The sequence below is a fragment of the Granulicatella sp. zg-84 genome, assembly GCF_010892375.1.
In the GTDB taxonomy this organism is placed as follows: Bacteria; Bacillota; Bacilli; order Lactobacillales; family Aerococcaceae; genus WM01.
The window spans coordinates 1-20,265 of the sequence record NZ_WNJX01000019.1 but is presented as its reverse complement, the minus strand read 5'-3'; the positions used below and the strand labels follow the sequence as shown (position 1 = coordinate 20,265).

Annotated in this window: 16 protein-coding genes; 2 read left to right on the top strand and 14 right to left on the bottom strand. The window is 33.5% G+C overall.

The features are described 5' to 3' along the window. Positions 1 to 30: 30 nt before the first annotated feature. From GMA06_RS05585 to GMA06_RS05560, 6 genes are all read right to left on the bottom strand, one after another. Positions 31 to 339: an AzlD domain-containing protein gene (locus GMA06_RS05585; RefSeq protein ID WP_163561972.1), complete on the bottom strand. Its 309-nt coding sequence runs from the start codon at positions 337 to 339 to the stop codon at positions 31 to 33. After that, complete coding sequence (locus tag GMA06_RS05580) at positions 336 to 1,022, bottom strand: AzlC family ABC transporter permease (RefSeq protein ID WP_163561971.1); 687 nt, start codon at positions 1,020 to 1,022, stop codon at positions 336 to 338. The genes GMA06_RS05585 and GMA06_RS05580 overlap by 4 nt, the downstream gene beginning before the upstream one ends. A 110-nt stretch (positions 1,023 to 1,132) precedes the next feature. Next, positions 1,133 to 1,924: a TIGR00282 family metallophosphoesterase gene (locus GMA06_RS05575; RefSeq protein ID WP_163546006.1), complete on the bottom strand. Its 792-nt coding sequence runs from the start codon at positions 1,922 to 1,924 to the stop codon at positions 1,133 to 1,135. 1 nt (position 1,925) lies between these two features. Continuing rightward, positions 1,926 to 2,468 (bottom strand): isochorismatase family cysteine hydrolase, encoded by a 543-nt coding sequence (locus GMA06_RS05570; RefSeq protein ID WP_163546005.1) that lies wholly within the window; start codon positions 2,466 to 2,468, stop codon positions 1,926 to 1,928. Next, positions 2,468 to 3,157: a 5'-methylthioadenosine/adenosylhomocysteine nucleosidase gene (locus GMA06_RS05565; RefSeq protein ID WP_163561970.1), complete on the bottom strand. Its 690-nt coding sequence runs from the start codon at positions 3,155 to 3,157 to the stop codon at positions 2,468 to 2,470. Before GMA06_RS05565 ends, GMA06_RS05570 begins: the two co-directional genes overlap by 1 nt. 16 nt (positions 3,158 to 3,173) lie before the next feature. Further along, positions 3,174 to 3,425, bottom strand: coding sequence for a hypothetical protein (locus GMA06_RS05560; protein WP_163561969.1), 252 nt, complete (start codon positions 3,423 to 3,425; stop codon positions 3,174 to 3,176). 170 nt (positions 3,426 to 3,595) lie between these two features. On the opposite strand from GMA06_RS05560, the gene GMA06_RS05555 reads away from it, so the two are divergent. Both GMA06_RS05555 and GMA06_RS05550 read left to right on the top strand, forming a co-directional pair. Continuing rightward, complete coding sequence (locus GMA06_RS05555) at positions 3,596 to 4,468, top strand: cation diffusion facilitator family transporter (RefSeq protein ID WP_163545992.1); 873 nt, start codon at positions 3,596 to 3,598, stop codon at positions 4,466 to 4,468. Positions 4,469 to 4,679: 211 nt separating this feature from the next. Then, positions 4,680 to 5,006, top strand: coding sequence for a hypothetical protein (locus tag GMA06_RS05550; RefSeq protein ID WP_163561968.1), 327 nt, complete (start codon positions 4,680 to 4,682; stop codon positions 5,004 to 5,006). Between the two features lie 57 nt (positions 5,007 to 5,063). Here GMA06_RS05550 and GMA06_RS05545 read toward each other — a convergent pair whose 3' ends face one another. The 8 genes from GMA06_RS05545 to GMA06_RS05510 all read right to left on the bottom strand — a co-directional run bounded on the left by GMA06_RS05545 (position 5,064) and on the right by GMA06_RS05510 (position 19,695). Then, positions 5,064 to 7,004 carry a fructose-specific PTS transporter subunit EIIC gene (locus tag GMA06_RS05545; protein WP_163561967.1) on the bottom strand — a complete coding sequence of 647 codons (1,941 nt, stop codon included), beginning with the start codon at positions 7,002 to 7,004 and terminating at the stop codon, positions 5,064 to 5,066. Between the two features lie 15 nt (positions 7,005 to 7,019). After that, positions 7,020 to 7,940 (bottom strand): 1-phosphofructokinase, encoded by a 921-nt coding sequence (pfkB, locus tag GMA06_RS05540; protein WP_163561966.1) that lies wholly within the window; start codon positions 7,938 to 7,940, stop codon positions 7,020 to 7,022. Position 7,941: 1 nt separating this feature from the next. Then, complete coding sequence (locus GMA06_RS05535) at positions 7,942 to 8,688, bottom strand: DeoR/GlpR family DNA-binding transcription regulator (RefSeq protein WP_163561965.1); 747 nt, start codon at positions 8,686 to 8,688, stop codon at positions 7,942 to 7,944. Between the two features lie 173 nt (positions 8,689 to 8,861). Beyond that, positions 8,862 to 10,070 carry an ATP-binding protein gene (locus tag GMA06_RS05530; protein ID WP_163561964.1) on the bottom strand — a complete coding sequence of 403 codons (1,209 nt, stop codon included), beginning with the start codon at positions 10,068 to 10,070 and terminating at the stop codon, positions 8,862 to 8,864. A gap of 193 nt (positions 10,071 to 10,263) precedes the next feature. Next, entirely contained in the window at positions 10,264 to 13,989 is a 3,726-nt protein-coding gene (gene addA, locus GMA06_RS05525) for a helicase-exonuclease AddAB subunit AddA (protein WP_163561963.1), read from the bottom strand. Beyond that, entirely contained in the window at positions 13,967 to 17,290 is a 3,324-nt protein-coding gene (locus GMA06_RS05520; protein WP_163561962.1) for a PD-(D/E)XK nuclease family protein, read from the bottom strand. Before GMA06_RS05520 ends, addA begins: the two co-directional genes overlap by 23 nt. 74 nt (positions 17,291 to 17,364) lie before the next feature. After that, complete coding sequence (locus tag GMA06_RS05515) at positions 17,365 to 18,102, bottom strand: amino acid ABC transporter ATP-binding protein (RefSeq protein ID WP_163561961.1); 738 nt, start codon at positions 18,100 to 18,102, stop codon at positions 17,365 to 17,367. A gap of 9 nt (positions 18,103 to 18,111) precedes the next feature. Continuing rightward, on the bottom strand, positions 18,112 to 19,695 hold the full coding sequence (locus GMA06_RS05510) for an ABC transporter permease subunit (RefSeq protein ID WP_163561960.1): 1,584 nt from the start codon (positions 19,693 to 19,695) through the stop codon (positions 18,112 to 18,114). Positions 19,696 to 20,265: the final 570 nt, after the last annotated feature.

Here is a 20,265-nt window from a genome sequence, read left to right as displayed (position 1 = left end):
ATTAAGCACAAAATAATAAAGAACGCTTATTTAAATAAGCATCATAAATAAAATAGTTGGCACTAATACACTTAATAGTACGTTTCTCTTCCAAAGGTGTACAAGTACAACAACCCCACTCATTATACATACAGTCAACATTGTTTTTGTATCTGTATATAAATAATCTTTGACTGAATACAACACAAGTAGTGTCATGATTGCCTGTGGCAATACATCTTTTAAATATTCTAATAAGCTAGGTACTTTTTTCATTTTTGATAAGACAATAAATGGTATTGCACGAATAAAAAAAGTGACAAAACTAGCTATCATTATCCCCAGTAGTACATATATCATACCATATTTTCTCCTTGTTTTTTATCATAAAAAAGGACGAGTAAAAAAATAATACAGCATAAACTATATATCAAAAAATACTTTGTCCCGAATAGATGTATCATTGCCAGACCTGTTACTCCCCCTATTAAAAAAGGCAATTTAGAAATTGATTGCTTCCACTGCTCAATGACAATCACAATGAATAAAGCCGTCATAGAAAATTCGACACCTTTCATATCAATAGGCAATGTATTCCCCAAAATACATCCTAATATTGTCCCACTAATCCAATAAATATGATTGAATAACGCAATATAAAAGGCAATATCTTGATGCTCATCTGTCAATTTGACACCGAGTAAGACAGAAAATGTTTCATCCGTTAATGAAAAAATCATGTATGGATATTTCCAACCCATTTTTTTGAATAACTCAACAAATCGAATACCGTAAAACAGATGCCTGCCATTGATAACAACAGTCATCAACGCAATGAACCATAATGGTGTTTGTGTTGCTAATAAAGATACTAATGCAAACTGCATAGAGCCTGCATAAATGACAATACTCATCAAAACTGCCCAATACCATTGAAATCCCGATTGTAACATCAACAAAGCAAATGCACTTCCAAGACATAAATACCCTAAGCAAATGGGTAAACTATGAAAAAACGCTTGCTTAAATGGTGTTTCTGTCATGAAATCCTCCTTATCATCCCAAGAAAAAAGAGTAAGAGAGTAATATTAAGAAGTAAAACACTCGTTTAACATTATTCTCTTATCCATAAATTTTAAATGTGTTGTTTCTATTATAATTGTCTATCTGGATTAATCATAATATTTTCAATTTTTTTCGCTTTACCACTCACGTCGTCTAGTTCAATAAAACATGCCGATAAAATTTTTCGACCACTATCAATCACTTCGTGACGAGCTGGTAAATGTGTTTGAAATCGCTCGATAATATTTTCTCTTTTTAATCCTAAAATACCGTCATACGCTCCAGTCATACCCACGTCACTTAAATATGCTGTTCCATTCGGTAAAATACGTGCATCATTCGTTTGAACATGCGTATGTGTCCCAACAACAGCAGAGGCAAGACCGTCCATAAACCACCCCAATGCTTGTTTTTCACTTGTTACTTCTGCATGAAAATCAATAAAAATATGAGGAGTATATTTGCGACATTCTTCCACAATTTCTTTACCAATTTTAAATGGATCTTCTAAAGCGTTCATAAAAACTCTACCTTGAAGATTGATAATAGCCAATTTAAGTTGATTCACGCTAATAATCGTATAGCCTTTACCTGCGACAGCTTTAGGAAAATTAGCCGGCCTTACAAGTTTTGGCGCACGGTCAATAAAATCAAAAATATCTTTATTATCCCATGTGTGATTTCCCATTGTAATCACATCAATACCTGCTTGAAGTAATTGCTTATATATTTTTTCAGTAATACCTTTACCATGAGCTGCATTTTCTGCATTGGCAATGGTTACTTGAGGACGATATTTTTGTTTTAATTTTGGTAATGTTTCTTCAAGCATTTCACGACCAATATTTCCAACTATATCACCTATAAACAAAATTTTCATGCTATCCTCTTTCTATTGTTGCACCGAGTACTTTTTCAAAATGGTCTAATGCAAACCGATGTCCATCTTCATTAAAACTTGCGACGGCTTTTTCATGAATAACAATTTTATAGCCTAATTCATAAGCATCAATTGCTGTATGTAAAACACAAATATCTGTGCATACCCCACATAAATGGATAACTTCTATATGTCTTTCACGCAAACGATGATCTAACTCTGTCCCTGAAAAAGCAGAATAACGGCGTTTGGCCATTTGATAACATTCCGGATGAGCTTTTGCATATTGTTCCAGTTTTCCATATAATACTCTACCTTGTGTATCTTCAATATTATGTGGTGGGTATAATTTTGTTTCAGGATGATACACATCATTACGTTCATGTTTATCAATCGCAAAAATAACATAGTCTTGACGTTTATTAAAGGTCTTAACCAGTTCCATAATCTTTTCTTCAATCGCTTTCCCATTTTCCCCACATGTTAACGCCCCATTATCATCAATAAAATCATTCGTATAATCAATGACAATTAAACATTCCATTACATATCCTCCAACATTGCTAAGACCATTTGTGCTGATTTTTCACCTGCTGTAACAATAAATTCATCAAATGAAACAGGTGCTTCATTGTCTGCATTATCTGAAATGGCACGTACCACAACAAATGGTACTCCTAATACATGACATGTTTGGGCAATAGATGCACCTTCCATTTCTGTACAAAGAGCATCTGGGAAATATTTTTGAATACGCGCAATACTTTCCGGAGCAGCTACAAATGTATCTGCCGATACAATCTCACCAACATTAGCTCGCAAAGATACTTTTTCGATTGCTTTTTGTGCGTGTGCCATTAACTGTTCATTCGCTTTGTAATATAATGGCATTTGAGGGATTTGTCCCACTTTATACCCAAATACCGTTGCATCTGCATCATGATAGGCTACTTGATTAGACACCACAACATCTCCAATGGATAAGCCTTTTTTCAGACTACCTGCCGAACCAGTGTTAATCACATAATCAACGTCAAATTGACTAATCAATAGTGTCGTTGCTATTGTTGAATTAACTTTTCCAATACCGGACTGTACTAGCACAATATCATGTTGATACAATCGCCCCGTAATAAATGTTAAATGATAACATTGTTTTTCAACAATATCACTCATCTTTGTTTTTAACAAAACTGTTTCTTGTGCCATAGCACCAATAATTCCTATTTTCATCTATTCTCTACCTTTCCTATTTCGTAAATGCAACATATAAAACAATACATAATAAAATACTGACAATAACGATGCCCCAATTTAAAAATCGGTTCATATCATTTAATCGATTGATTTTATATTGTTCTCTTTCTCTTTGTTCTTGCTCTTTAAGATGTGCTTGGTACATCTCATCTAATAACTGTCTATCTTCTGGTGTTAATATTTCAGGATCTTTGAAAAGCGTTTTTTCTTCTAGCTCTCGTTTTTTCCCATGATTTTTTTCCATACGTGATGCCAATATCATCACCTCACTGTTATGAATATTCTTTATTATAACATACTTTAAACAGATACTAAAACTATTCAAAAACAAGAAATTTTGATATAATAAAGACATCATTTAAAGCTACTAGAAATCACGTGGTTTCTAGTTTTTTCATGTAGAAAGGGATAAGTATGCAACTTAAAAACGACCATTTAACCCTCGCTGAACGAGGGACACTTATTAGTATCATTATCTACACAGTTATTGCATCACTAAAAATTATTCTCGGTACTCTTTTCAAATCATCGGCACTTTCCGCTGACGGTTGGAATAACTTTACCGACGTATTATCCTCCGTTGCCGTTTTTTTCGGTATCCGATTGGCAAAACAACCTGCCGATGAAGAACATCAATACGGGCACTGGAAAGTAGAAGGTATTTCTAGTTTAATGAGTTCTTTTATTATGTGTTTTATCGGATTACAAGTATTATTCTCCTCTTTTACATCACTAGTTCAACAAGAAGAACCTAATTTTGATTTAAGCCTAGCAGCCATTGGCATATTCGCCAGTGCCTTAATGTTTGCAACTTATTTTTATAATCATCGCCTTGCAAACCGTATTCAATCCATGGGATTAAAAGCCGTTGCACAAAATAACTTAGCTGATGCATTTACCAGTTTATCAACCGCTATTTCTATTTTCTTTGCAGTTTTGTTTAAATGGTATTGGATTGATAGTATCATGGCGATTTTTGTATCTGCCTTTATTTTAAATACCGCTTTTTCCGTCTTTAAAGAAAGTGCCTTCGCTCTGTCCGATGGCTTTGATACCGAACAATTAGAACCATTTAGAAAACTCATTTTATCTCACCCAGAAATACATGACGTCCGCTCCATAAAAGCACGTCATTACGGAGCAAATATTTATGTTGATGTCACAGTTTTAATGAATGCACACTTAACGGTAAAAGAAAGTCATGATGTGACTGAAACCATAGAAAAAGAATTAAGTGAACAATTTGGTGTAACCTTTACCGATGTTCACGTTGAACCTTATGAATAAAAACAACGATGAAAAACGCTCTTAAAAAATATGAGTTTATCAAATGTTCCAATATTATCAAACTAGATCTCATAAAAAGCGTATTGCTCTAAAATCTTTATGATAGAAAGCAATACGCTTTCTATCATTTAAATAAAAACAACAAAAACTCACTATTTCCACTCGATATATTCATATATCAAGTGTATAATAAATATAAGAAAGTGAGGAAATGACTATGAAAACAAAAAAATATGTTTTACTTACCTGTCTTTGTCTGCCGTTTCTTTTTCAACATAAAATAGAAGCAGCAACAAAACCTACCGGACAAACCATACACTTAAAAACAGGACAAACAATTTCCTATGACAATCATGCTATAAACGGTGGCATTCACTTAACAGAAAAAGAAAAAAGCCTTGTTGACAGTGTGACATTATATACACCATTACACAAAGGTACTTTTTATCACTACGGGCTATACAGTTCTATTCGTCTATTTTTCGATACAATGAACCTTGAACTAGGGCCTCAAAAAATAGGATTTTTTACGCATTAATCATAAATAAACGCTACCCACGGAAACGAATGTTTCCGTGGGTAGCGTTATGTTTTACTATGCTTTCTTTTTACCTACAAATACAATCAATAAAATTGCACCTAATAGTGAACCAATAATCCATGCTGCAAAAAATCCAAACGGATTGATAATACCATTTGTCATTAAAGCAAAGAATCCACCATGTGGTACACGGCTACTTGCACCTAATAACATACTTAATGCACCGGCAACACCACTTGAAAGAGCTAGAGCAGGTATAACTTTAGCTGGATTTGATGCCGCAAATGGAATAGCGCCTTCTGTAATAAACGCCATACCCATGACACAGTTTACTAATGCACTATCACGTTGAGATTCTTCCCATAAATCTTTTTTGATTAAAGCAGAGAAGAAAATTGCCATTGGCGGTACCATACCACCAACCATAACAGCTGCCATTACATCTGAACCAGCACCAGCCGCTGCTGTCGTTACTAAAGCTGTTCCAGTAGCATATGCTGCTTTATTGATTGGGCCACCCATATCAATCGCCATCATACCACCGACAACAAATCCAACAACCATTTTTAATTCTGTCGGAATAGAATCAATAAATGTTGTTAAACCATTTGTAATAGCTGCCATTGGTGCATTTAATACTAAAATCATTAAAAGTCCCATAATCAGTGTTCCAAAAATAGGGAATAAGAAAATTGGTTTTAAACCTTCCAATGATTTTGGTAACCATGCAAATGCTTTACGCAAGAATATAATAATACCACCTGCTAAGAAACCGGCAACTAATGCACCTAAAAAACCAGACGGTTGAATATGTGATGCTTCTACCAATCCATTGGAATCAGATAACACACCCGGATTCGCTAAAATACCACCCATAAAACCAACAACTAAACCTGGACGGTCGGCAATAGAATGACCAATAAAACCAGCTAAAACTGGTAACATCATTGCAAATGACAATTTACCTAATGTGAAAATAAATTGAGCAGCTGCATTGTAAGACGCATCTTTTGGATCAAACGCATTGATACCCCAGAAGAACGAAATCGCAATAAAAATACCACCTGCTACAACGAATGGTAACATATGAGAAATACCATTCATCAAATGTTTATACGCTTTACGCCCTAAACTTTCATTGGCAACATCTTGTCCCATTGTTTCACGAATATCTCCTGCTTTATAAATTGGTGCATCTGCCTTCATCGCACGCTCTACCAATTCATCCGCTTTATGAATACCGTCCGCTACTTTTGTTACAATGACAGGTTTACCATTAAAACGAGCCATTTCTACATTTTTATCAGCCGCAACGATAATCGCTGTCGCTTCTTCAATATCTTTTGCTGTTAAACGATTACCAATACCACCTTGGCCATTTGTTTCAACTTTAATCTTGATGCCTGCTTTTTTACCTGCTTGCTCTAATTTTTCTGCTGCCATAAAAGTATGTGCAATACCAGTTGGACAAGCTGTAACAGCTAAAACATACGCATCTGTTTTTGATGCTTCCTCTACCATTTCAGGTGTTTCTTCTGGTTTTTCTTCAAACTGCTCAATCACAGAAATAACTTCTTCTGGAGATTGTGCATTTAATAAAGCTGTTTTTGCATCCATATTCATCAATACTTTTGATAAACTTGCTAAAGCTTTCAAGTGTTCGCCACCTGCACCTTCTGGAGCAGCAATCATAAACACTAATTTAGCAGGTTGACCGTCAAATGATTCCCAGTTAATCCCTTGTGAAGAACGTCCAAAAACAATCGCTGGTTTTTGAATAGAAGCATGTTGTGCATGAGGAATCGCAATTTCATCTCCCACACCTGTTGTGGATTGTGCTTCACGCTTTTTCAAGTTTTCTACATACCCCTCAACATCACTTACACCTCCAACTTGTGCAAAGCGATTTGCTAAAACGGATAATGTTTCTTCTTTTGTTGTTGATTGCAAGTCTAATGTCATTGCATCTTTTATAAATAATTCTGATAATCTCATATATATTCCTTTCTACTATTGTATTTTAGTCACTGTTATTTGTGGTAATAATGTATCAATCAATTCTAATGTAGCAATACCTACCGAAAAAGCTGTTGCACTTCCCGTAGCTGCACCTTGTTTAAGTGCAGTCATATAATCTCCTGTTTGTAAGTAAGAGGACATAAATCCTGCCAACATAGAATCCCCTGCTCCTACCGAGTTCACAACCGTACCTTTAGGTACATTAGCTGTGAAAATTTGACCGTCTGTTGTGACTAACAAAGAACCCTCTTTCCCACGAGAAACAAGTACATTTTTTGCACCTTGTTTTTGTAATTGTTTTGCATAGTGGATAATTTGTTCTTCACTATCAATCACAACATCAAACAATTCGCCTAATTCATGATGATTTGGCTTAATAATAAATGGTTCATACGGCAAACATTGTGTTAATAATTCTTTTGTTGTATCTAGTACTAATTTTGTACCTTTTTCTTGACATAGTTTAGCAATCATCACATAATGTTCACTTGTCATGCCAGGTGCTTTATTCCCTGCTAAAAAGACTGTGTCTTCATTCGTCAAGACATTTTCAAAATACGTGTACAATTCTTCAAATTTCTCTTTTGAAACGTATGCACCATTCGCATTGATTTCTGTTTCTTCTTGACTTTTTAATTTCACATTGATACGTGTAATACCGTCTATCTCAATACGTTTCACTATAATATTGTCTTTTTCTAATTCTGACTGAATATACGTTCCTGAAAAGCCACCTAAAAATGCAACTGCTGTATTCACAAATCCTAAACGTTTTAAAATAACAGACATATTGATACCTTTGCCACCGGCAACGTAATTTTCTCCTACGGAGCGGTTTAAATCGCCCAAGGTAACACTCGGTACATTTATCACTAAATCAACGGCTGGATTAAATGTAATCGTATAAAGCATGTTATCCCTCCTTCACTGTATAAATATTGTGGTAACGCTGATATTTTTTAGGACAACTATCGACAACCAACATAGTATCTTCAAACGTCGCAAATTGATGAAATGATTTTTTATCGAATTTTGATGAATCGGATACAATAATTGTTTGATTGGCATGATTTTTCACGAGCTGTTTAATCATTGCCTCTTCTGAATCGGGCGTTGAGAAACCAAACGAAAAATCAATACCATTTGTTCCTAAAATAGCCATATCGAATTGATATTGTTGTAATTGCTGTAACGCCACACTCCCAATAATAGCTTGTGTCGTTTGTTTTAATTGACCTCCAACTAATAACGTTGGAATACCATATTCTAACAAAGCACTCACATGATGTACCCCATTGGTAATCACTTCATGCTTTGTTGCACTTAAAAAAGGAATAATATTGTGTGTTGTTGATCCCGCATCTAAATAAATTCTTTTTACTTGCGATAAAAAGTGCGTTGCAACATATTTACCAATCGCTTGTTTTTCCTTTGTATACCACACTAATTTATCGGTCAGTAAACTTTCTTCACTAGACGGCGTTAAACATTCTGCTCCACCATGTACTCGCTTTAGTTTTCTCTTTTCTTCAAGATACTGTAAATCTCGTCGAATGGTTGCCTGTGAACTTTTTAATGTTTCCACAAATTCAAGTACCGTGACACTCTTTTGACGTGCTAATAAGTCTAAAATCAAACGATGTCTTTCCGTTGCCAACATAAAACAGCCCTCCCTTTCCTATGCACCACCTATTATAACGATTTTTCAATCAAAATCAATCATTTTCGGTCATTTATAATCATTATTTTGACAAAAAATAAGGAAAGATAATGAGATTGTCTTTCCTTATTTATGTATTCTATTCAAAATATTTATTTATCATAAAAACATGCTTATTCACACAACCAATCAATAATATTCTTTTTTTCTATTCCGTTATAATTGGCACTTGGTTGTATTGTATCCATTGTTAATAAATATTTTGGAAATTGATCATTGATTTCTCTTAATGGACGTAGCTCCCGTTCAAGTGTTTCGGGTGCTAAAGTTGTTTCACTGACTTGATAATAAGCATACGTTCCTTTATCTGTGATAACCACAAAATCCACTTCATATTTCCCAACATTTCCAACATATACCTTCGCATATTTTCTACGCAATTCTAAATACACAATATTTTCTAAAAGATGTCCAAAATCTTCCTGATGATCTGGTAATAATAGATGTCGAAATCCTAAATCGACAGTGTAATATTTTTCTAGACGTTGCAATAACTCTCGCCCTTTTACATCAAAGCGTGGAACAGCATAAAAAAGCAGACTATCTGTTAATGCTTCAAGATAATTTTCTAAAGAACTATGAGAAATCGTCACATGTTGACTTATCAATGTATTTTTTATTTTATTGGTTGATACTAAGCTTCCAACATTACTCAACAATGTTCGAATAATTCTTTCTAATAATGACGTATTAGGATTTCCTATACGTGATACAATATCATTCACTAAAACAGAATGATAAATACCTCTTAAATATTCCACACGTTCTAAAAAGTTTTCTGTTTGCAAAAGATATGGAAAAGCACTAAATGCGTATTGATTAAAAGCATCTGATAATACAATATGGTCTTGTTTATTTGACAATCCTTGTATGTACTCTGAAAAAGATAGTGGTAGAACTTCTAATTCAACATAACGTCCTGTTAAATTAGTTGCTAACTGACTACTCATAAAATAGGCATTTGAACCTGTCATATAAATATCCACATTAGGTTTAATAAACAAACTATCTACTACTAATTCAAAATTAGGTACATGTTGAATTTCATCTAAAAAAATATAACATTTTTTATTCTCTATCAAATGCTCTTGAATATACGCATACAATCGTTTAAAATCACGCAATTCATAAAAACTTAAATCTTCAAAATTCACAGAAATAATTTGTTCTTCAAAAACACCACTTTCCATTAAATTTTTTTTGAAAAGTGTAAACAAAACAGATTTCCCAGCACGTCTAACGCCACTCACAATTTTAATGATTGGTTTATCTTTATGTCTTTGTAAAAATTCAAGATACATAGGTCTTGATACAAATTCCATATAATCACCTCAAGATGATTATACATCAAGACACAATTATTTTCAAAAATTTGAAAATAATTGTGTTTCAAGATATAAATTTCCGTTTTTTTGTAAATAACCTGTTTTCCATAGTGTTATTTCCAAAAATTTAGAAATAAATAATACACCCCGCCAGCTATGCCTAACGACATAGCTGGCGGATTATATCTAATTAATCAACTAAAACATTTTCTCCAATACTTAATAAACATAAATATTTTTTTGTAACCGGCTTATGTAAAATAGAGGTTAAGGCTGTCGCATAAACATTCATTTGTTGACGATAACGATTCATAATGGTTTCTACCGTTATATTTTGTCCAATATAGTCTGTTTTAAAATCATACAAAATAATCTCATCGTCATATTCTATATAGCCGTCAACAACCCCATGTATCAGCACTTTTTCATCTGTTTTTTCCATACTTTGAAACAGAAGATGTGCATTGACCGCTAACGAAAACGGCACTTCTCGGTGTAATAATCTCTGTTGTTTCAGCATTAACTGTCCTAAATCCGTTGAGAAGAAACGCAAAATATTATAACGATTTATTTTTTCAGCAACCTCTTGTGACATTAGCCCTTTTGAAACGAATTGATTAATATGTGTATCAATCATCTGCATTGTAACAGTCTGTTCTAAAGATATTGTTTGCATAACTAAATGAACAGCCGTTCCTATCATTGTATTTGTTACCATATCTTCCTTCATGAACATGGGTACCATTAAATCATCACTAACATAACGATTACCTTGACCTAAAGGTTGCATCTCAAGCAAATCTGGATCTTCTGCCATACGCTTCAATTCAGATACTGATTGATAGGTTGTCGTTTGCACTTGAGCCATATATGGATACACATGCTCAATCGTTTGAATAATATCTTGCATATCCTCCGAATGAGATACGTCTATTACCTGCTCCTGCACCCATTCAGTCACTGTTTTTATATCAGACACTTCGGATTGGTTTATCATTAAATCCTGTTCTTTAAAAAATTGAATGGTAAAACGAATCGGTGATTGTAACAGTACAGTTGGATATGTATAGACTGGTAAATAATTATTTTCTGCCATACGATGACGCACTAGTGCCATATTTATCCAAGATAATGCACTCTGACTAGATAAACGACTTCCCGAAGGTAACACAACTTCATTATAACTAGCAATACCGGATAATTTTTCCCAATAATCTTTTTCATTGACACAATTTCCAACTAAATATAATTTTTCTTTTGCTCTTGTTAATGCCACATATAATTTACGCATTTCTTCTGCCAATAATTTTTTCTCTTTATATCGGCTCATACCAAAACGAGCAAGTGTCGGAAATTGAAATTTTTTCTCAATATCAAAATAGTCTGTACCAATACCATATTTTTCAGTAAAGACATAGCTGGATTGACTATCTCTTTTATTAAACGATTTATTCAAGTCTAATACAAACACGACTGGAAATTCTAAACCTTTACTTGCATGAATGGTCATCAACTTAACAACATTTTCATTTCCAGTAGACAAAGATGCTTCGGATAAATCTTTATCTTTTTCTTGCATTTTTTCAATAAACTGAACAAATTGGAACAATCCTTTAAATGCCGTTTGCTCATATTCCCTTGCCCGTTCATATAAAGCATGTAAATTCGCTTGTCTTTGTCGACCAGACGGCAAACCTAATACATAGTCTAAAAAATGTGTTTCTTGGTAAATATGCCAAATTAACGACACTAAAGACTCTTTTGTTGCCATAAATCTCCATGTATTTAATCGTTCCATAAACCGTACTAATTTCTTATAAATCGCTTCATGAAAAGCATTTTGAGGTAATGAGCCACGCTCAAAATCAGCAACAAAAGATTGAACAGCTTCATAATATCCACTGGTACGTTGATTGATACGAATAGCTGCTAAGTCATTTTCATCTAATGCAACCAATGGAGAACGTAAAACAGAAACAAGTGGAATATCTTGATGCGGATTATCAATTATTTTTAACAATGACATCATAATCATAATTTCTGTTCGTTGGAAATAAGTTTCTGCTTCATCAATCTGAATCGGAATATGATACCGATTAAAAATTTCTTGAATGACAACATTATTTTTCTTTGTCGGCACTAATAACACAATATCAGCATACGTAATCGGACGTTGCTTAAATTTACCATTTTCTTTTTCTGTACTTTGAACTAAAAATGTTGATTGTATCAATCGCTCTATTTCCTTGGCAACCATCACGATTTCACCTTCTGTTTTTGTATCAATTTTAAACATTTCTGATACATCCATATCCAGTTCTTGTTCTTGATGTGTTTCTTTTTCATATAACAAAACAGAAAGTTCATATCCACTACCATCTGCATAAGCCTGACTTCCTTGAACAAGCATGGCATCATCGTCGTACGCCATATCTCCAACTTGTTGATCCATAATTTGTTGAAAAATAAAATTCGTAGCATGTAAAACTTCCCCTCTTGAACGGAAATTTTCTGCTAAAATAATACGTTTTCCACCTTGTTCATTTCCAAAAGCAAGATATTTTTCTAAAAATAAACTCGGATCAGCTAAACGGAAAGAATAAATAGACTGCTTGACATCACCTACCATAAACATATTTTTCCCGTTGGTTAAATACGATAAAATAGTTTCTTGTAAACGATTGACGTCTTGATACTCATCTACCATAATTTCTTCAAATAATTCTTGATATTCTAAAGCTACCGGACTAATATGTCGGTTTCCATTATGCATCGGTGCTAAAATAGACAATGTAATATGTTCTAAATCACTAAATTCAAGCACATTATACTCTTTCTTTTCTTGTGCATACGCCTTTGAAAATAAGGTCACAACATCAATCATTTCATCAATATACGGCAAAATCTTATGCAATAAATCAAGGTGAACCTGCTCTTGACAATAAAAAACAGCTTCAATCATATTCTCTACCGTTTTTTTCGCTTTATCACGATATACTTTAGCCTGTTCCGAAAATTCTTTTACATCGCTATCTTTTTTGATAGACGGAAAACGTAAAAATTCAATTTGTTTTATTGCTGCATAGACACTATCATAATCCTTATTTTCAACTAAACTATTTAAAACATACTCTATCAACACTTTTTCATCAGAGAGTAAACATGTGACTTTATCCAAACGTTCATCCCCATTTAAGCATTGTATCCCTTGCTCTAATTGAAAAACCGCATCTTCTAACATAGAAATAACATAGGGCTTAATAAGTGATTGAAATAAAACACTGTCTGTTAAATTATCCATATTATATAAAGACGCTAACCGTTTCAACCATTCATCTGGATTGGCATTTGCTCTTGAAAAATCATACAACGAAAAAATAAGATCTGTTAGTTTATCATCATACTTATCACTTGAGTAAGCTTTTGCCAACTGTCTAAATGACTGTCTATCATAGAGCTTTTCTTTTAACTCATGCCATACTTTTTCTTTTAAAAGCAGGATTTCTGTTTCATCTGTCATCAATCTAAAAACAGGATCCATATCCACACTAGCAAAATGTTTACGAATCACTTTTAAACAAAACGCGTGAATGGTGCTTATATTTGCTTGTGGCAACAATCTTAATTGCATTTGTAAATGACGCTTTGTATCGACATCTGTTTCAATATTGATAACATTTTTTAATTCTTTTTCGATACGCTCGCGCATTTCCTTAGCGGCTAATTCTGTATAGGTCACGACAAGCAATTCTTCTATTTTCGTTCCACGTCTTAATTTTTCAACAATACGCTTCGTTAAAACGGTTGTTTTCCCCGAGCCAGCAGATGCTGAAACTAAAATATGACTACCCGTTTCATAAATTGCCTCCCATTGCGAATCTGTAAAGGTTACATTAGTTGGTTTGACTGGTATCATCTGCATTCACTCCCTTTTCTTTCATTGCTTGTAACACATCTTCTACTGACAATAATTTTCGATATTGATTTTCTGGTAAAGTAGCATCAAATAAAGAAATACTTCTAAACTCATTTAAAGACGGTGTAAATGGTTCATCTTTAATAGGTGATAAAGGAATATCCCCAGATAAAATGCGTTGTCCAGCTTGTTTTATTTTCCATATTAAAAAGTCAAAAAAAGTATCTAGTGATTCTATTGTTGGCATAGTTTTTGTTTTATTAAATGTATTTGATTTTGTTAAACCAACCTTATAAAACATGGATACATCTGGGATTTTTTCCACATCTTCTACAGATAATGATAAAATACCATTAAATTTTTCTTGCGTATATGCCAAATCCGTCATATCGAATGTTTTGGTTTTCACTCTTTCATAAGGATAGCCTACATGATAATAAAAAGCACCCATCGTTTTTGTGTTTTCTAAATGCAACTGCTTTTTATTTTGTTCGAGCACATATAAATAGGTTATCAACTGTAACGATAATCCCTCATAAAAACGGCTTAAATCAAATTGTTTTGCACTTGATTTATAATCAACAACACTTAAATAATCCCCATTGACAACATCAATCCGGTCTATTTTTCCTCGTAAAGACAGCGTATAATCCGATAATAAATCAATTTTTGGTAAAATCAGTCCTGTCGACCCCTTTGTGTCAAAAACTTGTTCCGTCGCAATAACACGTGTATTGGTCTGCTTTTTAGCTTGATATAATTGTTGCATCACGTGTGTCAACGTATCCGTTAATAATTCTTTTGAAAAAGCCATACTTTTCGTCATTTGAAACAATCGGTACTGTGGTTTATCAAAAACAGTCGTCAATGCACGCTCAATCAATGTATCAATCTCTTGTTCGTACTGCTCCACTTGTTCAAAAAATATATCCAATGTATCATGAAAAACATTCCCTACATCTGCCGGTGTTAAAGACAACACAGGTCTTTCTTTTAACTTTAAGCCATACTGTAAAAAATGACTGTACGGATCTTTGAAATAACTTTCTAATTGAGAAACAGATAAGTATAAATGCCCTTGATATAACTCTAAAGCATTCGTTAAATGAACCGGAACATTGCGATACTCAAAACTCTTCATCAACGGCTTAAACACTTCATGATAAGGCGTCGTTTGTTGCATAAATGCAATTAAGTATCTATCTATTAAAGATAAAGTACTATCCGTATCATAATGTGTTCGTATTTGTTTCATTAAATAACGTATCACTTGTTTGCTTTTTCCTAATAATTGAGGCGTCATTCGTGTATCAAAACGCTTTTCTAACATTTCTATATATGTCGATTTTGGCTCATGTGTTTTTGGATAAAATAAATATAATTGTTCTGTTACACTCGCCAATAATTGATACACAACAAAAGGTTCTACCATTGTACGATCAAGCGTATCTAATTGTAAATAATGACCCGGTGCTAACACTTGCGTTAACCGATGTCTTTCTTCATCTGATAACAATGTTTTATTATCATATATTTTTGGAAACTGACTAGACGTTGCCCCTAAAACAAAAATCATTTTTTTAGTCGTGGCACGTCTACCGTCTAAACTTGAAATAGTGACCGTATCCAATGTAGGAGGTACTAAACTATACTCCGCCTCTTCAAAGCCACTCGATAATACCGTATAAAATGTTTGTAAATCAAATGGTATATTTCCTAGAACCATCACAAATTCATCTAATAATTGGATAAACGTCTGCCATGCCTGTTCATGTTGACGTGCTTTTTCCAACTGTCCTTGAGCAATGAAATCATCTCGCCACTGCTTTATTTTTGAAACTACTCCATGCTCCTTACAAAGCATGTATAAAGCAACTGCTGCATCTTTCATCGTACTTGCCTGCTCTAATGTTTCAATATATGGAAGCAATATACCGACAATACGTTCTCTTATATGCTCATACTTCCATTGTTCCTTATCCTCAATCCACCAACGTTTTCCGACATAACCATTTGCTAATAAATCATTTTCAAACACATCAATATCGTCTTGCGCACCTATCTCTAATAAATCTGATCGCAATAATCGCATCATATCCGTATATTGCCAATTCCGTTTTTGAATGGCATATAAAGATGCTAAAAATTCTGAAATAGGATGTGATGCCATGGTATCAGCATTATCAATAAAATAAGGTATTTGGCTTTCATGACACAAAGGTTTTAAAATCATTTCATAATCTTCAACTTGTCGCATCAAAATACTAAAATCTTTATAACGATAGTGCTTTGTCGCAACCAATCTACTTATCTGATTGATAACGGCTGTTACTTCTTCTTGTTTAGTGTCATACTCTTGAATAAATAAAGCATCTTGTTTTATTACATCATTATCTTTTCTTTCAACTGACTGAAAAGCTTCTTCCCAAAAAGAAACTATTTTCTGCATATCTTCACTATAACGCTCATATCCTTTTGTGACATCAACTTCTGAAATACGCACACTATTTTCTTGTGCTAATTGAATTAATCTTTCTCTTGTTATCATTGGAATAAGCGTTAATGGTGTTTTTTCCTTTGCTTTTTTGGATAAAGGCAAAGTTACTGATACCTTGTATGTTTTTTTCATTAAAGCAAGGATAATTTGTTGTTCCTTTGCAGAGAAATGTTCAAAACCGTCAATATAAATGGCTGTATCTGATAAATCCATTGTATGAATATGCTCGGCTAATTGGGTATATAAATCTTCTTTCTCAATATACTTACCTATTAATCTTTCATTAAATGCTCGATACAAAAGCATTAGTTCTTGCATCTTCACATACATATTTTCTTGGCTTTCTGTTGTATCGCTCGGTTTTTCTTTAAAAAAGGTATATAAATCTTCTTGTGAAATGGCACCCGAACGAAATTCTAAAAATAAATCTGTCAATTGCTTAATAAACCCTTGTTTATTAATTTGTGTACGATAAAAAACCAATTCAGATTGTTTTTCCAATAAAACATGACGAACAAGCATACTTAACCCAATTTTACTTAATTGCGGTTTCACAAGAACACCCGTGTCTTTTAATAAATACCATGCCAATCTTGAAAAACTATAAATTTGTATATCGATACTACCACTTATATCCTCATGATGTAATTGCGTTAAAACATTCATTTCTGAGTCGAATTTAATATGCTCAGGTACAAGATAAAATACTTGTTTTACTTGTTTTTGTTCAAGCAACGCTTTCATATCTGCTACACACCACGCTTGCTTATTCGTTAAAATATTTCCTAAAACAAACTGTAACATCCACGCACCTTCTTTCTCTATTTATATTATACGCAAAAAGAACAGAAATCTCATAAATTTCTGTTCTTTTTTGTTTATTTTTGTAAAATACGACTTAAAAAGGCACGTGTACGATCTTCTTTTGGATGATTAAAAATATCTTCTGGTGAACCTTCTTCTGCAATAACACCTTTATCCATGAAAACAACATGGTCCGAAACTTCTCTTGCAAAATCCATTTCATGCGTTACAACTAACATTGTCATCCCAGAATTAGCCAAATCTTTCATAACACGTAATACTTCTCCAACCATTTCCGGATCAAGTGCTGATGTTGGCTCATCAAACAATAACACATCAGGCTCCATTGCCAACGCTCTGGCAATTGCCACACGTTGCTTTTGTCCCCCAGATAATTGTGACGGACGGGCATTCACGTACTCCGCCATACCAACTTGTTGTAAGTAATGCAATGCTAACTGTTTTGCATCTTCCTCTGTTTTTTTCAAAACTTTTATAGGTCCAACTGTGCAATTATCTAATACATTTAAATTTTCAAATAAATTAAACTGTTGAAATACCATACCTAAATGTGTACGATATTTAAACACATCATGTGCTCCATCTAAAATATTTTCACCTAAATAATAAATGTCACCAGCTGTTGGCGTTTCTAGTAAATTGATACAGCGTAATAGGGTTGATTTCCCAGAACCACTTGAACCAATCAAAGTAACAACTTGTCCTTTTTTTACCGTAAAGTTAATATCTGATAAAACTTCTCTCTCACCAAAACTTTTATTTAAATGTCTAATTTCAATAACTGTTTCCATATTTTCTACCTACTCTTTCTCTTGTGCTTTTGACACTTGCATTTGATTTCCGCTTGCTAAAGAATAGCTTTGCTTACCAGATAAACGTTTTTCTAACCAACGTAAAATACGTGTAATCACAAATGTCATAATGAAGTAGAAAATACATGTTACTAAAAATGTTTGGAAAAATTGATAATTTGTTGCCGCAATAGATTTTGTCACAAAGAACAATTCTGATACACCAATGACATTTAATACAGATGTATCTTTTACATTGATAACAAACTCATTCCCCGTAGCTGGTAAAATATTGCGCAACACTTGTGGTAATACGATATATTTCATTGCTTGTAAATGTGTCATACCAATCGCTTGACACGCTTCAAATTGACCTTTGTCAATGGATAAAATACCACCACGCACCACTTCAGACATATAGGCACCGGTGTTAATTGACACAATCAATAATGCCGCAAATGTTTTATCCATATCTAAATGGAACAATAATGCTGACCCATAATAGACAACCATTGCCTGTACAATCATCGGTGTTCCACGGAAAATTTCAACATACGCATTCAATAACCAATTCACAACTTTTAAGAACACACGATATGCACCTTTTTTATCTGATAAAGGCACTGTACGAATCACGCCAATCAATAAACCAATCAATAAACCAACAATAGTCCCAATGAGTGAAATATATAATGTCACACCCATACCTGCAAATAATTGCGGATAATATTTTTGGAAAATAACACCCATTTCTTCTAAGAAATGTCCCGTTGTTTGTTCTGACGGACCACGTGATGCTTTATCCATCAATTCATCACGTTCACTCGTTGAAATTTCTGAAAGAACTGTGTTAATTTGTTCTTTTAATGGACTACCTTTTTTAACTCCGATTGCTGTTTGTACTTCTTCTGGCTTTGTTACAAATCCTTTTCCAGAAGCAAACTCAATCATTTTTAAATCTTTACTTGCGGCTACCACTTCATTGGCAACAGCTTTTTCAGATACATACGCATCTATTTTTCCACTTTCTAACGCAACACGCATAGCAGAAAAATCAGACATCGCTTCTTGTTTAACAGCACCTTTTAATTGATCAATCATATCATAGTGGAATGTGCCTAATTGTGCGGTTACTCTAGCACCAGCAAAATCATCTATGGAAGATGTATTCGCATAAGCACCGTCTTTTCTAACAATCATCATAAAGACCGATTCATAATAAGGTCCCGTAAAATCAATTTGTTGTGCTCTTTCTTCTGTGGGGGACATTCCCGCAATAATCGCATCAATTTTACCGGATTGCAATGACGGAATAAGACCGTCCCATTCCAATTTTACAATAACTAATTTACGATTTAATTTATCTGCAATTTTTTGTGCGATAGACACATCATACCCACCGGCATATTCTCCGTCTTCTATCGGAGCAGTTCCCTCACCAGCTTCACTTTGTGTCCAGTTGAAAGGTGCATAGTTTGCCTCCATCCCAACACGAAATTCTTCTCTTGTATCATTTGATGTATTATTCCCAGTACATGCTGCTAAAATAAACATCAAAAATGGAATTATCCATAATCTTCTCAATCTGTTCATACGATATACCTCTTTTTATATAATATTATGCAAATTTCTTTAAAACGTGTTTATAAATGAAATCATTTATAAACACTACATCTTATCTGCACCTATTATCATATACCTAAGAGCAACAATCGTGCTGAAAACACACGTTCGTGACGCAGGCATACAGCACCTCCTTAAATATAAAATAATGATTAGATATTATTCTAATCATTTTGTCATTTTACTATATCCTATTTGCATGAAATTGTCAAAGAAATTTACAAAACTTTTCAACAAATGCCTTATAAACAGGAAAAACAAGCAATAAAAATCATTAAATATATATAATAAAAAATTACATCAACAGAATTTTTATATATAAAGGCTGTATAATTTTTAGGGTTGATGGCATAAGCCAGCAACCCTAATTTTATGTAGACAAAAAGGCAATTTTCTCTTAAATTAAAAGTACCACCAAATAATAAGGAGAAATTGCCTATGTCTAATATAACAGAAATCTTACTACAATTAAAGGATAAAAACATCACATTTGATCATGAAAACATATCAGAGTGTGACATTCGACATAAAAAATCATTG

Bases quoted from the DNA above. Each gene is read 5' to 3' on its own strand.
- GMA06_RS05585 (WP_163561972.1), bottom strand. From the start codon at position 339: ATGATATATGTACTACTGGGGATAATGATAGCTAGTTTTGTCACTTTT.
- addA (WP_163561963.1), bottom strand. From the start codon at position 13,989: ATGATACCAGTCAAACCAACTAATGTAACCTTTACAGATTCGCAATGG.
- GMA06_RS05555 (WP_163545992.1), top strand. From the start codon at position 3,596: ATGCAACTTAAAAACGACCATTTAACCCTCGCTGAACGAGGGACACTT.
- GMA06_RS05560 (WP_163561969.1), bottom strand. From the start codon at position 3,425: ATGGAAAAAAATCATGGGAAAAAACGAGAGCTAGAAGAAAAAACGCTT.
- pfkB (WP_163561966.1), bottom strand. From the start codon at position 7,940: ATGCTTTATACGATTACATTTAATCCAGCCGTTGATTTAGTGATAAAT.
- GMA06_RS05545 (WP_163561967.1), bottom strand. From the start codon at position 7,004: ATGAGATTATCAGAATTATTTATAAAAGATGCAATGACATTAGACTTG.
- GMA06_RS05550 (WP_163561968.1), top strand. From the start codon at position 4,680: ATGACTATGAAAACAAAAAAATATGTTTTACTTACCTGTCTTTGTCTG.
- GMA06_RS05515 (WP_163561961.1), bottom strand. From the start codon at position 18,102: ATGGAAACAGTTATTGAAATTAGACATTTAAATAAAAGTTTTGGTGAG.
- GMA06_RS05520 (WP_163561962.1), bottom strand. From the start codon at position 17,290: ATGTTACAGTTTGTTTTAGGAAATATTTTAACGAATAAGCAAGCGTGG.
- GMA06_RS05575 (WP_163546006.1), bottom strand. From the start codon at position 1,924: ATGAAAATTTTGTTTATAGGTGATATAGTTGGAAATATTGGTCGTGAA.
- GMA06_RS05580 (WP_163561971.1), bottom strand. From the start codon at position 1,022: ATGACAGAAACACCATTTAAGCAAGCGTTTTTTCATAGTTTACCCATT.
- GMA06_RS05510 (WP_163561960.1), bottom strand. From the start codon at position 19,695: ATGAACAGATTGAGAAGATTATGGATAATTCCATTTTTGATGTTTATT.
- GMA06_RS05570 (WP_163546005.1), bottom strand. From the start codon at position 2,468: ATGGAATGTTTAATTGTCATTGATTATACGAATGATTTTATTGATGAT.
- GMA06_RS05535 (WP_163561965.1), bottom strand. From the start codon at position 8,688: ATGTTGGCAACGGAAAGACATCGTTTGATTTTAGACTTATTAGCACGT.
- GMA06_RS05530 (WP_163561964.1), bottom strand. From the start codon at position 10,070: ATGGAATTTGTATCAAGACCTATGTATCTTGAATTTTTACAAAGACAT.
- GMA06_RS05565 (WP_163561970.1), bottom strand. From the start codon at position 3,157: ATGAAAATAGGAATTATTGGTGCTATGGCACAAGAAACAGTTTTGTTA.